The 14632-nt window shown below is 52.2% G+C and carries 13 protein-coding genes and 1 pseudogene; 9 read left to right on the forward strand and 5 right to left on the reverse strand.

What is annotated here, in order from left to right; translation table 11 throughout:
• The first annotated feature begins 31 nt into the window (after positions 1-31).
• The 5 genes from GZ1_RS12170 to GZ1_RS12190 all read left to right on the forward strand — a co-directional run bounded on the left by GZ1_RS12170 (position 32) and on the right by GZ1_RS12190 (position 6640).
• Positions 32-367, forward strand: coding sequence for a YerC/YecD family TrpR-related protein (locus GZ1_RS12170; protein ID WP_011229782.1), 336 nt, complete (start codon positions 32-34; stop codon positions 365-367).
• Between the two features lie 97 nt (positions 368-464).
• Complete coding sequence (pcrB, locus tag GZ1_RS12175; RefSeq protein WP_053414305.1) at positions 465-1184, forward strand: heptaprenylglyceryl phosphate synthase; 720 nt, start codon at positions 465-467, stop codon at positions 1182-1184.
• Between the two features lie 28 nt (positions 1185-1212).
• Positions 1213-3387, forward strand: a complete 2175-nt coding sequence (pcrA, locus tag GZ1_RS12180) for a DNA helicase PcrA (protein ID WP_060788548.1) — start codon at positions 1213-1215, stop codon at positions 3385-3387.
• A 20-nt stretch (positions 3388-3407) separates the two neighbouring features.
• Entirely contained in the window at positions 3408-5420 is a 2013-nt protein-coding gene (gene ligA / locus GZ1_RS12185; protein ID WP_060788543.1) for an NAD-dependent DNA ligase LigA, read from the forward strand.
• The gene (locus tag GZ1_RS12190; RefSeq protein WP_060788544.1) at positions 5417-6640 is read left to right on the forward strand and encodes a CamS family sex pheromone protein; all 1224 of its coding nucleotides are present in this window, start codon (positions 5417-5419) and stop codon (positions 6638-6640) included. The genes ligA and GZ1_RS12190 overlap by 4 nt, the downstream gene beginning before the upstream one ends.
• 200 nt (positions 6641-6840) lie before the next feature.
• On the opposite strand, the gene GZ1_RS12195 is transcribed toward GZ1_RS12190, so the two are convergent.
• Positions 6841-7695, reverse strand: coding sequence for an RNA-guided endonuclease InsQ/TnpB family protein (locus GZ1_RS12195; protein ID WP_060788545.1), 855 nt, complete (start codon positions 7693-7695; stop codon positions 6841-6843).
• 184 nt (positions 7696-7879) lie between these two features.
• On the opposite strand from GZ1_RS12195, the gene GZ1_RS12200 reads away from it, so the two are divergent.
• Positions 7880-8437 (forward strand): LOG family protein, encoded by a 558-nt coding sequence (locus GZ1_RS12200; RefSeq protein WP_020753986.1) that lies wholly within the window; start codon positions 7880-7882, stop codon positions 8435-8437.
• 84 nt (positions 8438-8521) lie between these two features.
• Here GZ1_RS12200 and GZ1_RS12205 read toward each other — a convergent pair whose 3' ends face one another.
• The 4 genes from GZ1_RS12205 to GZ1_RS12220 all read right to left on the reverse strand — a co-directional run bounded on the left by GZ1_RS12205 (position 8522) and on the right by GZ1_RS12220 (position 12235).
• On the reverse strand, positions 8522-9997 hold the full coding sequence (locus GZ1_RS12205) for a flavin monoamine oxidase family protein (RefSeq protein ID WP_015373824.1): 1476 nt from the start codon (positions 9995-9997) through the stop codon (positions 8522-8524).
• Between the two features lie 102 nt (positions 9998-10099).
• Positions 10100-10876 (reverse strand): VOC family protein, encoded by a 777-nt coding sequence (locus GZ1_RS12210; RefSeq protein ID WP_015373825.1) that lies wholly within the window; start codon positions 10874-10876, stop codon positions 10100-10102.
• A 29-nt stretch (positions 10877-10905) separates the two neighbouring features.
• A complete protein-coding gene (locus tag GZ1_RS12215; RefSeq protein ID WP_041470379.1) occupies positions 10906-11475 on the reverse strand; it encodes a hypothetical protein in 570 nt (189 codons plus the stop codon).
• Positions 11476-11659: 184 nt separating this feature from the next.
• Positions 11660-12235: a Uma2 family endonuclease gene (locus tag GZ1_RS12220; protein ID WP_015373827.1), complete on the reverse strand. Its 576-nt coding sequence runs from the start codon at positions 12233-12235 to the stop codon at positions 11660-11662.
• A gap of 365 nt (positions 12236-12600) precedes the next feature.
• On the opposite strand from GZ1_RS12220, the gene gatC reads away from it, so the two are divergent.
• The 3 genes and pseudogenes from gatC to GZ1_RS12235 all read left to right on the forward strand — a co-directional run.
• Positions 12601-12891: an Asp-tRNA(Asn)/Glu-tRNA(Gln) amidotransferase subunit GatC gene (gene gatC, locus GZ1_RS12225; protein ID WP_013144149.1), complete on the forward strand. Its 291-nt coding sequence runs from the start codon at positions 12601-12603 to the stop codon at positions 12889-12891.
• A 12-nt stretch (positions 12892-12903) separates the two neighbouring features.
• Complete coding sequence (gene gatA, locus GZ1_RS12230; RefSeq protein ID WP_060788546.1) at positions 12904-14361, forward strand: Asp-tRNA(Asn)/Glu-tRNA(Gln) amidotransferase subunit GatA; 1458 nt, start codon at positions 12904-12906, stop codon at positions 14359-14361.
• A 13-nt stretch (positions 14362-14374) separates the two neighbouring features.
• Positions 14375-14632, forward strand: a pseudogene (locus tag GZ1_RS12235) (Asp-tRNA(Asn)/Glu-tRNA(Gln) amidotransferase subunit GatB); the annotation flags it as partial.

Genomic DNA, 14632 nt, shown 5'->3' on the forward strand with positions numbered 1-14632 from the left:
TTTCCCGCCAAAACGCAAGGAGGAAGCAGCTATGCAAATTGACAAACTGCGCGGCAGAGAGTTGGATCAACTGTTTAAAGCGATTTTATCGCTGCGCGATTTAGAAGAATGTTACCGTTTTTTTGATGATTTATGCACCGTGAATGAAATCCAGGCGCTCGCCCAGCGGCTTGAGGTCGCCCGCATGCTGCGCGAAGGATATACGTATCACAAAATCGAAACGGAAACCGGAGCGAGCACGGCGACGATTTCGCGCGTCAAGCGCTGCCTCAACTACGGCAATGATGCTTACGCCATGGCGCTCGATCGCATTAAAGAGGAGCAACAGCAAGAAGAGAAAGAAGCCAACGAAGCGGTCACAGACTGACGCGGCAAGGAGATTCCTTCCATTTGCAAAGGAACTCCTTTTCTTTTTGCGGATTTGTTATAATGGAACAATGGAGACGGAGTGGAGGGTTGCCGCTATGGAGGAGATTCGCGCTTGGCGCCATGTGTTTAAACTCGACCCGAATAAACCGATTGATGACGAGCGCCTTGAGCGCCTTTGCGAGTCGGGAACGGATGCCGTCATCGTCGGCGGAACCGACGGGGTGACCATCGACAACGTGCTGGATTTATTGGCTCGCATCCGCCGTTTTTCGGTGCCATGCGCGCTCGAAGTCACCGACGTCGAAGCGCTGACGCCGGGATTTGACGTATATTTGGTTCCGATCGTGTTAAACAGCCGGCAGGCGGAGTGGATCATCGGCCGTCATCATGAGGCGGTGAAACAATACGGCGATGTCATGAACTGGGATGAGATTTTCGCTGAAGGTTACTGCATTTTAAATCCAGCCTGCAAAGCGGCGGAGCTAGCCGAGGCCGACGCGGCGCTCACCGATGATGATGTCGTGGCGTACGCCCGCCTCGCCGCACATTTGTACAGGTTGCCGATTTTTTACCTTGAGTATAGCGGCGTCTATGGCGATCCGTCTTTAGTGGAAAAAGTGAAACAAGTGCTTGATCAGACGCAGCTGTTTTATGGTGGAGGGATCACAACGCCTGAGCAGGCGGAGCATATGGCGCGTTATGCCGATACGGTGGTCGTCGGCAACGCGATTTACGACGCGTTCGAACAGGCGTTGGCGACGGTGGCGGCGGTGAAGCAGATGGCTGGTCAACGCAGCGGCGATGATGGAAAATAGAACATATGGTTTATTGGTGGTGGACATGATGAATTTTTTATCGGAAAAGCTGCTTGCGCATTTAAACAAAGAGCAGCAAGAAGCCGTTAAAACGACAGAAGGCCCATTGCTCATCATGGCGGGAGCGGGCAGCGGAAAAACGCGCGTGCTGACGCACCGGATCGCCTATTTGATGGCGGAAAAACAGGTGGCGCCGTGGAATATTTTAGCCATTACGTTTACGAACAAAGCGGCGCGTGAAATGAAGGAGCGGGTGCAGGCGCTCTTAGGCGGGGCGGCGGAAGACGTGTGGATTTCGACGTTCCATTCGATGTGCGTCCGCATGCTGCGCCGCGACATTGACCGCATCGGCATCAATCGCAATTTTTCCATCCTTGACCCGACGGATCAGCTTTCGGTCATCAAAGCGATTTTGAAAGACAAAAATATCGATCCAAAAAAATTTGAGCCGCGGACGATTTTAGCGACGATCAGCGGGGCGAAAAACGATTTGCTCACGCCCGAGCAATTCGCGAAGCGGGCATCGACGTACTACGAAAAGATCGTCGGCGACGTGTACCAAGAGTATCAACAGCGCCTTCTCCGGAATCATTCGCTCGATTTCGACGATTTGATCATGACGACGATCCACTTGTTTGACCGCGTGCCGGATGTGCTCCACTATTACCAATATAAGTTCCAGTACATCCATATTGATGAGTATCAGGACACGAACCGCGCCCAATATACGCTTGTCAAAAAGCTGGCAGAACGCTTTCAGAACATTTGCGCCGTTGGCGACGCTGACCAGTCGATTTACCGGTGGCGCGGGGCGGACATTCGCAACATTTTATCGTTTGAGCGCGACTACCCGAACGCGAAAGTCATTTTGCTTGAACAAAACTACCGCTCGACGAAACGCATTCTGCAGGCGGCAAATGAAGTCATTGCGCATAACGTCAATCGAAAACCAAAGCGGTTGTGGACGGAAAACCCGGAAGGGAAGCCGATCGTCTATTATGAAGCGATGAACGAAGTGGACGAAGCGCAATTTGTCGCCCGCCGCATTCAAGAGGCGGTTGAGAGCGGGGAGCGCCGCTACCGCGATTTTGCCGTGCTTTATCGGACGAACGCCCAGTCGCGCGTCATCGAGGAAATGTTTTTAAAAGCGAACATTCCGTACCAAATCGTCGGCGGCTTAAAGTTCTATGACCGGAAAGAAATTAAAGACATTCTCGCTTACTTGCGCGTCATCGCCAACCCCGATGACGATTTGAGCTTGCTTCGCATCATCAACGTGCCAAAGCGCGGCATCGGCGCCTCTACGATCGACAAACTTGTCCGCTATGCGGCCGAGCATGAGCTGTCCTTGTTTGAAGCGCTCGGCGAGCTGGAGATGATCGGCTTCAGCGCGAAGACGGCCGGGGCGCTCGCCGCGTTTCGCGGACAGCTTGAGCAATGGACGCAGCTGCAAGAATACGTTCCGGTGACGGAACTTGTGGAGGAAGTGCTCGACCAATCGGGCTACCGCGAGATGCTCAAGGCGGAACGGACGATTGAAGCGCAAAGCCGGCTTGAGAACTTGGACGAGTTTTTGTCGGTGACAAAGCATTTTGAAAATGTGAGCGACGATAAATCGCTCATCGCCTTTTTAACCGACTTGGCGCTCATTTCTGATTTGGACGAGCTGAATGGGACAGATCAGGCGGCCGAGGGCGATGCCGTCGTCTTCATGACGCTGCACGCCGCCAAAGGGCTTGAGTTTCCGGTCGTGTTTTTGATTGGCATGGAAGAAGGCATTTTTCCGCATCTTCGTTCACTGGAGAATGAGGATGAAATGGAAGAAGAGCGGCGGCTGGCGTATGTCGGCATCACTCGGGCCGAGGAAGAGCTCGTATTGACGAACGCGCAAATGCGGACGCTGTTTGGCAACATCCAAATGAACCGGCCGTCGCGCTTTTTAGATGAGATTCCCGCGCATTTGCTGGAGACAGTCTCGCGCGGGAAACCGTCTGTTTCCCGTTCAGCGTCCGCTCGCTTGCAGGCAGGCGGCGCCATCGGGGTGTGGAAAGTCGGCGACCGGGCGAACCATCGGAAATGGGGAATCGGTACGGTTGTCAGTGTCCGTGGCGAAGGTGACGACCAAGAACTCGATATCGCCTTCCCGAGCCCGATCGGCATTAAACGTCTGCTCGCTAAATTTGCGCCGATTGAGAAAGTATAGAAAGGAGAACGGGTGAACGTATGGACCGCCAACAAGCCGAACGGCGCGCGGCCGAGCTGCGCGAACTGTTGCACCGCTATGGCTACGAATATTATGTGCTCGACCGGCCGTCCGTCCCGGACGCCGAGTATGACCGGCTCATGCAAGAGTTGATGGCCATCGAGGAACAGTATCCGGAATTGAAAACGAGCGACTCGCCGACCCAGCGCATCGGCGGCCCGCCGCTTGAGGCGTTTCGCAAAGTGACGCATGTTGTTCCCATGATGAGTCTCGCGAACGCGTTTGGCGAAGGCGACTTGCGCGATTTTGACCGCCGCATCCGCCAGGAAGTCGGCGAAGCAGCGTACGTATGCGAGTTGAAAATCGACGGCCTCGCCGTCTCGGTCCGCTATGAAGACGGCTATTTCGTGCAAGGAGCGACGCGCGGCGACGGAACGACGGGCGAGGACATTACAGAAAATTTGAAAACGATCCGCTCGCTGCCTCTCCGCCTGAAAGAACCGGTGTCGCTTGAGGCGCGCGGCGAAGCGTTTATGCCGAAAGCGTCGTTTTTGCGCTTGAATGAGGAGCGAAAAGCCCGCGGCGAGGAGCTGTTTGCCAACCCGCGCAACGCGGCGGCCGGCTCGCTCCGCCAGCTCGACCCGAAAGTGGCGGCGTCGCGCCAGCTCGATTTGTTCGTTTATGGTTTGGCCAATGCTGAAGAGCTTGGCATTGAGTCGCACAGCGAGGCGCTCGACTACTTACAGGCGCTTGGGTTTAAAGTGAATCCCGAGCGGCGGCGCTGCGCCAACATCGATGAGGTGATCGCCTTCGTCAACGAGTGGCACGAAAAACGGCCGCAGCTGCCGTACGAAATCGACGGCATCGTCATTAAAGTCGACTCGTTCGCCCAACAGCGGGAGCTTGGTACGACGGCAAAAAGCCCGCGCTGGGCGATCGCCTACAAATTCCCAGCCGAGGAAGTGGTGACGACGCTCATCGGCATTGAGGTGAACGTCGGCCGCACGGGCGTCGTCACGCCGACCGCGATTCTTGAGCCGGTTCGCGTCGCTGGCACGACCGTGCAGCGCGCCACTCTTCATAATGAAGATTTTATACGGGAAAAAGACATTCGCATCGGCGATGCGGTCATCATTAAAAAAGCGGGCGACATCATCCCGGAAGTGGTCGGCGTCGTCGTCGACCGGCGCGACGGGGATGAAACGCCGTTTGTGATGCCGACGCATTGTCCGGAATGCGAAAGCGAGCTCGTCCGCCTGGATGGAGAAGTGGCGCTCCGTTGCTTAAACCCGAAATGCCCGGCCCAGCTGCGCGAACGGCTCATCCATTTTGCCTCAAGAGCAGCGATGAACATTGAAGGGTTGGGCGAAAAAGTCGTCACCCAACTGTTTAACGCTGGCCTCGTCCACGATGTCGCCGATTTGTACTGCTTGACGAAAGAACAGCTCATCGGTTTGGAACGGATGGGCGAAAAGTCGGCCGCCAACCTGCTTGCGGCCATTGAAGCGTCGAAGCAAAACTCGCTCGAACGGCTGCTGTTCGGCCTTGGCATCCGCTATGTTGGAGCGAAGGCGGCCCAACTTTTGGCTGAGCATTTTGAAACGATGGAGCGGCTGGAAAAAGCGACGAAAGAGGAATTGATGGCCGTGCCGGAAATTGGCGAGAAAATGGCGGACTCGATCATCGCCTTCTTTTCCCAGCCAGAAGCGGCCGAGCTGCTCCATGAGCTGCGGCTTTACGGCGTCAACATGGCATACAAAGGGCCGAAGCGGGCGGCTGAAGCGCCTGCTGACTCCGCCTTCGCCGGCAAAACGGTCGTCTTGACCGGCAAACTCGCGTCGATGTCGCGCAATGAGGCAAAGGAAGAGATTGAACGGCTCGGCGGGCGCGTCACCGGCAGCGTCAGCCGCAGCACCGACATCGTCATCGCCGGTGAGGACGCCGGATCGAAGCTGGAGAAAGCCCAGCAGCTTGGCATTGAGATTTGGGACGAATCACGATTTTTGCAAGAGATCAACAGGGGGAAACGATGAAACGAATCTCACCACTTCGCAGTTTGGTTGCCTGCCGTTGGACGAATCGGGCCCGAAAGCGGTTGGCCGCTGTCGGCCTCGCTTCGATTTGTTTGTTGTCTGCGTGTGCGCCGAAGTTTGACAAAGGTGAGGAAGTCGTGCAAGACAAAGGCAGCAAACAGCAAGAAGCCGTCATCCCGAAATACAACATTTCTGATTCGTATTACCGCGTTGTCTTGCCTTTTAAGCCGTCCGGGGCGCGCGGGCGGGTCGTCAACGACGTCAACACCCGGCTTGATGTCGATGAATTTGAAACCGGGCTGATGCGCTTGGCATCTGAGCAATTTTCCCCGGATGAATATTTGTTTCAGGAAGGGCAATATTTGGACAGCGAAACGATCGGGCGCTGGCTCGCCCGCAAGCGGACGGACAGCCAGCTGAAGGCAGAGAAAATGAAACCGGAAGACAACATCGGCTTAAACCCGCCGATCAGCGACAAAGGAACGAATGAGCAAAAAAACAAACAAAGCCCGATTTACCTGGCCAGCATTTTGGAGCACGACTACTTAGTGAAAGTCGATAACGACAAGGTGAAGCTTGGTGGCGTCGCCATCGGCCTGGCGTTAAACTCCGTCCACTATTATTCGACCGAGCAAGGCTATCCGCGCGAGGTCAAAATCAAAGACGATGTCATCGAACGGGAAGGAAAGCGGATCGCCGCCGAGGTGCTGAAGCGGCTGCGGAGCATGAAAGGGCTTGGCAGTGTGCCGATTACGATCGCTTTATACAAACAAGCGCCCCGTTCATCTGTTGTTCCAGGCCACTTTTTCGCCGTCGCCCATGTCGATGAAGGAAGCAGCACCATCGATGATTGGGAGGCGGTAAACGAGGAATATTATGTATTCCCGTCTGATGAGGCGGAAGAGAACCATCGTGATGACTGGCTCAAATTCAACAATTTTAAATCAGATGTTGAAGACTTTTTCCCGAACTACACTGGCATCGTCGGCAGAGGGTTGTACGTCAACGACCAGCTTCAGAAGTTAACGATCAACATTACGATGCCGTTTTACGGCAAAGCGGAAGTGATCGGCTTTACCCAATACGTGACCGGCTTGGTGATGGAAAAATTCCCGGACTACATCACCGTTAATGTCTACATCGCCTCGGCCGGCCAGCCGGAAAGCCTCATCGTGCGCCAGGCGAAAGCAGACGAGCCGTTTGTGCATATTTATCAATGACAACGTGCCGCATCCTCTCTGGACGAGCCAGAGGGGATGTGTTTTTTGCGACGTTGCGGTTCGAAAAGGCTGGTGTAAACGGATTCGGTGGCAGCCCCTGTCGGTGTGATTTGCCGGATGGGGGACAGACTGGTGAACTACCCCCACTTAATTTTCTAGCGAAAATTTGAAGTGGGGGCTTCCAAAGAAGTTTGACTGCTTCAAGCAATCCTTATTCTTTGAGGCGTGTCCACTTCGCCGCTAGAGCATAAGACACTCAGGTCTACAGCTTTACTTTTCTTTAAGATGTTTAATGCGCCATTGACATCCTGTTTACGAGTGGTGCCTTTGATTTTTTGCTTATCTTTCATGCTTTGAAGTCTGGCATTTTCTTTGTTAAACCATTGATTTATACTTTTTAATCTCCGCCCATCAATGATGAATGATCTGCCGTCTGATGTGACACAAGTGGCAAAATTGTTTAATCCTAAATCAATTGCCAGTGCTTTTTGGTCGCTTAATTCTCTTTGATCTTCAGGCATTTCATATTTGTACTGAATCTCAAAGAACCTGGCATGATGCTTAGGAATGATTTCAATCTGCTTAATCTTTTTGTCCAGTAACACAGGCGGAATCGTTATCGTGATAGGCTTGTGAGTCTTTTTAAATAGGCGAGAATACGGTATCGTGAATTTGTTGCCGTCTATACGAATCTGGCCAATGATCAGTGAATGAAAGCCATCTTTTTTAAGATATTTTGGAATACTGATAGCCTTGTGGTCATATTTTCCTTGTTTGGCAAGACTGATCAAACCAAAGAAAGATTTAAAGGCTTCATTGACCTTTTTTAAAATTTGCTGTGCCATGTTGCTGTTTAACAGCTTATAGTTTTCGTTAGTTTTTGCAAGATGATCGTTTTTCTCATAATTAAGAAATTCCTTGTGTTCAAAATAGTATTGTCTGACATTGTACAATCCGACGTTGTACATGTTCTTGGCAATATGGCACAGTTCTCGAAGAGTCAAGTATTCTTCTTTGGTCAAACCATTTAGCTGTTGTTTGATACAAAAATACATTTTTTCACCTCCCATCTAACTATATTATACTATATTTTACTGAATCTATCCTATTTTCAGCAAAATATAGTTAAGGCGATTCATCTCCCACTTACTCCGCTTCGCTTCGTTGAAGTGGGAGTCTTCTCGCCTAATTAAGATAAAATAATGAAGACCTAGATGCGAGTAAAGGTGTGTCGCGATCATGAAAGCCATCTGTGTGTTTTGCGGATCAAGTTATGGACAAAGTGTAAAATACAAGGAAGCGGCGAAAGCGCTCGGAACGTTTCTCGCCCAAAGCGGCACGACGCTTATTTACGGCGGCGGAAAACGCGGCTTGATGGGGGAAATCGCGGAGGCGGCGCTTCGCCATCAAGGGCGTGTGATCGGCATCATTCCGCAGTTTTTAAAAGACAGGGAAGTGGCGCATGACCGGTTGAGCGAGCTGGTGGTCGTCGATACGATGCATACGCGCAAGGCGAAAATGTATGAAGCGGCCGACGGGTTTATCGCCTTGCCAGGCGGGTATGGGACGTATGAAGAGCTGTTTGAAGTGCTCTCATGGTCGCGCGTCGGCCTCCACCAAAAACCGATTGGCCTGCTTAACGTGGAAGGGTTTTTCGATCCTCTTCTTCATTTGCTTCGGCATACAGTCGAAAACGGATTTGCCGCGCCGGAAGATCTCAAGCTGATCGTCAGCGCCGAAGACGTTCCGACGCTGTATGAGCGGATGAGCCTGTTCCGCCATCATCGTAGACAGTGATGACGGGTCTTTTTATGCGATCATGACGGTGCATTTGATCTTTCAAGGCCAATCAAAACGATGGTGCGGGCTGCCAGTGGTTCATCAAGCCTGTGCATTGTTCACTTCATGGGCGACGCGAATGCCGGATTCAATGGCGCCTTGAATCCATCCGTGGTGGGTGGAAGCGTGTTCCCCGGCAAAATGCACCCTCCCTTCGGGAGTGGCGATATACGGCGACAGCTCCGTCACTTGATTCGGCTTCATCATCGTGAAGGCACCGCCGGAGTACGGATAGCGAACCCAGCTATGGCTCGTTCCGGTTTCAAATTCACGGTATACTTGCTCTCCATAGAGGATCGCTAAATTTTTCAGCGTATATTCCAGTCGCTCTTCATCGCCCAAGCTGTCCCAAGGAATGGTGTCATCTTCCCACGTATAGCTCGCCAATACGACACCTGGCCCCGTGGTGCCAATGCCTTGGCTTGGATATTGTGTATACGTAATCGGCAGATCGGAAACCGCTCTGCCCCCAAACATGCCTTCTTTTTCCCAAAACCGCGTTTTAAACTGGATGCCCGTTTTCGTCGAACCGGCATAGTGAAGTTCACGAATGGCTTTCCATTTGTTTTCGGAAAATGAATGGCGGGGTTCGATGTCGACAAACTGCAAAATCGAAAATGGGATGGTGACGATTGCTCGATCGGCGGTGACTTGAAACGGTTGAAGAATTTTGGTGTGCGTGGCGTGGATGGTGACGCCGTTTTCGCGCTGGACGATTTTTTGCACTTTGTGGCTGAAAAGGATATCATCTTTCAGCTGCGGCAAAAAGGCTTTTGGAAGCCGGTCGTTTCCGCCGACGATTTCGTAAAAACGGATGTTCGGGGTAAACAGCACCATCAATTCACGCAACATTTCCAGAAACGACAGTTCCGGCAATCCCCCAAGCGAAAGAACGGCTTTGATCATATCGATGGCGCCGATGGACAACGATAGGCCAAACGGATTGTAACGCAAATAGGCGTCCAGCGAATAGCGGTCGAGCCGTTCGATGACAATTGGCCAATGGTTTTCCGGATTTTGTTCAATGAATTGAACAACCGGACGAATGGCCATCTGCAATAACTCGGAAGCGGTTTTTCCCCGTTCGTGGGGGGCGACGGGAAAGCCAAAGAGGCCGGGATGCCGCTCATATTCGCCAAGGCGTGCTTTCACACCGCGGAAATATAAAATGTCGCGCGGGGTGCTGTTGATAAACGGGTGGAGCGGCAAGTTGAATTTTTTGATATATTCCAATGTCAATTGATGGGTGTGCGGGATGCGCATCGCGCCGGCTTCGAGATACTGGTCGTCGCGAAAGTGGGAGCGGAGCGTGTAGATGCGGCCGCCGACCCGCTCGGATGCTTCTAAGATGGTGATGCGATGGCCGGCTTGCTTCAGCAATGACGCTGCGACAAGCCCAGCCATCCCGGCGCCGATGATGACGATATGTTGAGGCGCCGTCGTTTTCTTTAAGCCGTGGCGAATAATCGAGATCATCGTTTCCATTGAGAGTTTTGGAGAAACATACGGGTGGGACACGGTTGGACTCCCCCTTTGCCGTTTTCACCGCGCGAGGATGAAGGTGCGGTTATTCCATCTTATTCCGCGGCAAAGGGGAGTATGTGAGAATAGGAATGCCCGTCACGGCCTGGAAACGATATACGTCGCGCCATCGATTTCGATGGAGCGCTGTTCCTGCACCCCCACAATCCGGCACGAAAACGGGCGCGTTGATGGATGACGTCGGTCAGCCTCATAGAACCGAATCGCAATGCCGCCGACAGCGAGCTTCGCATACGCTCCCGCCTCATCGCGCCCCACATCGGGTTTGGGCAAGTCAAACAGCCGGCGGTAGCCGTTGACTGCCCGCTGGAGATCGAGGGTGTAGATGCTAATTGACGACAGCGAAACAGAGCCAATCGGGTGTCTCATGAGCGGTGCCAGCTCGTTCATCCGCACGTCATCGCCGTCGCCCCATTGGATGAAAAACGGATAGCGAAATGCACCGTCTGTGTCGTCTTCGATAAACAGCATCGACCATGTCAGCCGCTTGCCGTCATCGCGCTCGCGGCTGCCGGGGAGCGGACCGATTGGGGTAAACCCGTTTCGTTTGAGATGTGCCGCCACCGCTTCGATGTTGTTCGTGCGGAAGGCAAATTGGGAGAAGCCGTTTCCTTCTTGGCGGTCGGCGACAAGCTGGGCGATGAGCGGATTTCCGCACGTTCTCGCCGCCTGTCTATCAGCAATGCCGATCCATTCAATGTAGCGCAAATGCTCAAAGTAACATAAGGCGTTGTACGTTCCCCATGACGGATGGCGGCCGCCATGGATGGCTGTAAACCCCCATTGTTCAAACGCCGTTTTCGCTTGCTCTGGTCGTTCGGTTAAGTGGACGAGATGGTCAAACACGACATGCATGGCGGCGGCCTCCTCCTAGATGGAATCGATCAGCGGAACAGCATTTCTTTGAGCTTGTAAATGATTCGTTCGTTATCGACGGTGCGGTGGGCGATAAAATTCAAATCGAGCTTGATGTCTTCAATTTGGGCGGACAATTGTTCGTAACGGGAATCCATTTTTTGTTCGAGGCGGTCCACCGTTTGTTTCAATGAGGAAAATTCCCGGTGAAGCTGGTGGATGTCAGCAGCGAGAGCTTCCAGTTTGGCGTCTGTTTCGTCTTGGCGGTGGAGGAGAGCAGCCACGATGCCGTTCAATTCCGTTTGCCCAGCGCGAAGCGAATCTTGTTCTTGACGCAGACGCTGTTGTTCCAAACGGATTTCCTGCTGTTCTTTTCGGATTTCTTGCTGTTCTTTTCGGATTTCTTGCTGTTCTTTTCGGATTTCTTGCTGTTCTCTCCGAATTTCTTGTTGCTCTTTCCGAATTTCTTCTTGTTCCTGGCGAATGGCGATTTGTTCACGCTCGAGCCGCTCTTGGCCTTCTACGAGCTTTTGCAGTGTGCTGTCCATGGCGTTCAGGCGATCAAGCACTTGGGCGAGCAAAGCGTCACTCATCGTCATGATTCCCCCTTTTTTCGTCTGTTATGGCCATTATAGTACATATGTTCGGGGTTGTCAATCAAGAAAATTTGAACATCCATGGCGGACAAACTCCTTCCCATTCCTTGTTTGTCAACGGTTTATTCCATATCGATGCCCAACAATCCTCCCGATTTTTGTCAGCAGCATCCAAAATATGAGATGTTCACATGGAAGCAAATACTTTTGGCAATGAGATGAAGAGCTTTGGAAAAATATGAGGGCAAATCGTTTCATCTTTATAGTGCACTCCCGCTTGGTGAAACTTTTGATCTTGCAAGGCATATTTTTCGACGGTCTCATGAACCGGATCGACAATCCAGTATTCTCTGACACCAGCTTGTTCGTAGTTGTGAAATTTCGTAATGCGGTCGTGTTTGGCGGTAGATGGAGAAAGAACTTCTACGATAAGATCAGGCGCCCCATAAATTCGCTCATCACCAATTTTTTGTTTGTCACAAACAACAATGAAATCGGGAATATACCAATCTTTAATGTCATGAAGAGGAGTATCTTTTGTTGCGAATAAACATACATCGATCGGTGCGACAAATACTTCACACGAGGAATGGTGTAGAAAGTCGAAAAACTGTGCTGACAAAGCTGTCACGATACGTTGATGTCTTGGTGTAGGTGAAGGAGTCATAAATAGGACGCCGTCAATTCCCTCATATCGTTTTTCCTCAGGGAAGTTTACGTAATCTGCATATGTCCATGGATGATTTTGATTTGGCAGCGACATGCAATTTCCCTCCTTGTGCTTTCATTTTATCGTATTTCTTTGAATAAAAAAAGGCGTCACGAGCGATTCCTTCCTGTGTCTAAATTAGGAGCGCGTCCTTTTTCTCCCATCAACCGTTTACTCATGCGAGTGACGTCCTATTGTGCGCTGTTCAGGAAAACGAAATATTCCTACATCAAAATTAAATCCTCCCGGTTTCACGCCTGCCTTCGCTATTGGGGGGTGTTATGGAACGTTGTATTCATTTGCATCGCGAATATGTAGATTGATTCTCGCTCAGAACACGCGGCAACTGTTGCTTCATTCGTTGAAAGTTTGGTATCATCATGGTATTGTGATAGGTCGAACTCGTTGGAGGTGAAACCATGTCGCGAATTTCGATTGACCAAGTCAAACACGTCGCCGACCTAGCGCGATTGGCGATTACGGATGAAGAGGCGGAGATGTTTGCGAAACAGCTCGATGCGATCATTACATTTGCCGAGCAGTTGAATGAATTGGATACGGAGAATGTTCCGCCGACTTCGCACGTGCTTGATATGAGAAACGTGATGCGCGAGGATATTCCAGAACCGGGGCTGCCGCGCGAAGAAGTGTTGAAAAACGCGCCGGATCAGCAAGACGGCCAGTTCCGTGTGCCGGCCATTTTAGAGTAAGGAGGGGGATTTATGTCGCTTTTTGACCATTCCGTGCAAGAATTACATACGTTGCTGCAGAAAAAAGAAGTGTCCGTTTCCGATCTCGTCGACGAATCGTACCGCCGCATCGGCGAAGTGGAAGAGAAAGTGCAAGCGTTTTTAACATTAAATGAAGAACAGGCGAGGGCGAAAGCGAAGGAGCTCGATGACCGGCTCGCCAAAGGTGAAGAAACGAACCCGCTGTTCGGCTTGCCGATCGGCATTAAAGACAACATCGTCACAAAAGGATTGCGCACGACATGCGCCAGCAAAATTCTATACAACTTTGACCCGATTTATGACGCTACTGTCATGGAGCGGCTGCATGCCGCAGGGGCGATCACGATCGGGAAGCTGAACATGGACGAGTTCGCCATGGGCTCGTCGACGGAAAACTCCGGCTTTCAGCTGACGCGCAACCCGTGGGACGTAGAGCGCGTTCCGGGCGGCTCGAGCGGCGGTTCGGCGGCGTCGGTGGCGGCCGGCGAAGTGCCGTTTGCTTTAGGTTCTGATACGGGCGGTTCGATCCGCCAGCCGGCGGCGTTTTGCGGGGTTGTTGGCTTGAAGCCGACGTACGGACGCGTCTCGCGCTTTGGCCTCGTCGCGTTTGCCTCGTCGCTTGACCAAATCGGCCCGATTACGCGCACGGTCGAAGACAACGCCTACTTATTGCAGGCGATAGCGGGTGTCGATCCGATGGATTCGACATCGGCAAATGTTCCGGTGCCAAACTATGTGGAGGCGTTGACCGGGGACATCAAAGGATTGAAAATCGCCGTGCCGAAAGAATATTTAGGTGAGGGCGTCGATGAAGGCGTGCGCCAGTCGGTGCTTGCGGCGCTTGCCGTGCTTGAGAAGCTGGGTGCGGCGTGGGAAGAAGTGTCGCTGCCGCATTCGAAATATGCGCTCGCGACGTACTATTTGCTCGCTTCGTCCGAGGCATCAGCGAACTTGGCTCGCTTTGACGGCGTCCGCTACGGCTACCGGACGGACAACGCGAAAAACTTGATCGATATGTATAAACTGACGCGAAGCGAAGGGTTTGGGGCGGAGGTCAAGCGCCGCATTATGCTCGGGACGTTCGCGTTAAGCTCGGGCTATTACGATGCGTATTACAAAAAAGCGCAAAAAGTGCGGACATTGATCAAACGAGATTTTGAGAACGTCTTTGAACAATATGACGTCATCATCGGCCCGACGACACCGACACCGGCGTTTAAAATCGGTGAGAAAACGAACGATCCGCTGACGATGTATATGAACGACATTTTAACGATTCCAGTCAACTTGGCAGGCGTGCCGGCCATTTCCGTGCCGTGCGGCTTTGTCGATGGCTTGCCGGTCGGCTTGCAAATCATCGGCAAGCACTTTGATGAAAGCACTGTCTACCGCGTCGCCCACGCTTTTGAACAAGCGACCGACTACCATAAGCAAAAACCGGTGTTGTAAGGGGGGTTAGGTGATGAACTTTGAAACGGTCATCGGACTTGAGGTGCACGTCGAGCTGAAAACGAAATCGAAAATTTTCTCCAGCAGCCCGAACGCGTTCGGCGCGCCCCCGAACACGCAAACGAACGTCATCGACTTAGGGTATCCGGGCGTGCTGCCGGTGTTGAACCGGCAGGCGGTCGAGTTTGCGATGAAAGCGGCGATGGCGTTAAACTGCGAAATCGCGACCGAGACGAAATTCGACCGCAAAAACTACTTTTATCCGGACAAC

Origin of the sequence: Geobacillus zalihae NBRC 101842 (assembly GCF_001544135.1) — a bacterium.
In the GTDB taxonomy this organism is placed as follows: Bacteria; Bacillota; Bacilli; order Bacillales; family Anoxybacillaceae; genus Geobacillus; species Geobacillus zalihae.

What these genes read in the sequence shown, in the direction of transcription:
- GZ1_RS12170 (WP_011229782.1), top strand. Translation starts at nt 32, where the DNA reads ATGCAAATTGACAAACTGCGCGGCAGAGAGTTGGATCAACTGTTTAAA.
- pcrB (WP_053414305.1), top strand. Translation starts at nt 465, where the DNA reads ATGGAGGAGATTCGCGCTTGGCGCCATGTGTTTAAACTCGACCCGAAT.
- pcrA (WP_060788548.1), top strand. Translation starts at nt 1,213, where the DNA reads ATGAATTTTTTATCGGAAAAGCTGCTTGCGCATTTAAACAAAGAGCAG.
- ligA (WP_060788543.1), top strand. Translation starts at nt 3,408, where the DNA reads ATGGACCGCCAACAAGCCGAACGGCGCGCGGCCGAGCTGCGCGAACTG.
- GZ1_RS12190 (WP_060788544.1), top strand. Translation starts at nt 5,417, where the DNA reads ATGAAACGAATCTCACCACTTCGCAGTTTGGTTGCCTGCCGTTGGACG.
- GZ1_RS12195 (WP_060788545.1), bottom strand. Translation starts at nt 7,695, where the DNA reads ATGTATTTTTGTATCAAACAACAGCTAAATGGTTTGACCAAAGAAGAA.
- GZ1_RS12200 (WP_020753986.1), top strand. Translation starts at nt 7,880, where the DNA reads ATGAAAGCCATCTGTGTGTTTTGCGGATCAAGTTATGGACAAAGTGTA.
- GZ1_RS12210 (WP_015373825.1), bottom strand. Translation starts at nt 10,876, where the DNA reads ATGCATGTCGTGTTTGACCATCTCGTCCACTTAACCGAACGACCAGAG.
- GZ1_RS12215 (WP_041470379.1), bottom strand. Translation starts at nt 11,475, where the DNA reads ATGACGATGAGTGACGCTTTGCTCGCCCAAGTGCTTGATCGCCTGAAC.
- GZ1_RS12220 (WP_015373827.1), bottom strand. Translation starts at nt 12,235, where the DNA reads ATGTCGCTGCCAAATCAAAATCATCCATGGACATATGCAGATTACGTA.
- gatC (WP_013144149.1), top strand. Translation starts at nt 12,601, where the DNA reads ATGTCGCGAATTTCGATTGACCAAGTCAAACACGTCGCCGACCTAGCG.
- gatA (WP_060788546.1), top strand. Translation starts at nt 12,904, where the DNA reads ATGTCGCTTTTTGACCATTCCGTGCAAGAATTACATACGTTGCTGCAG.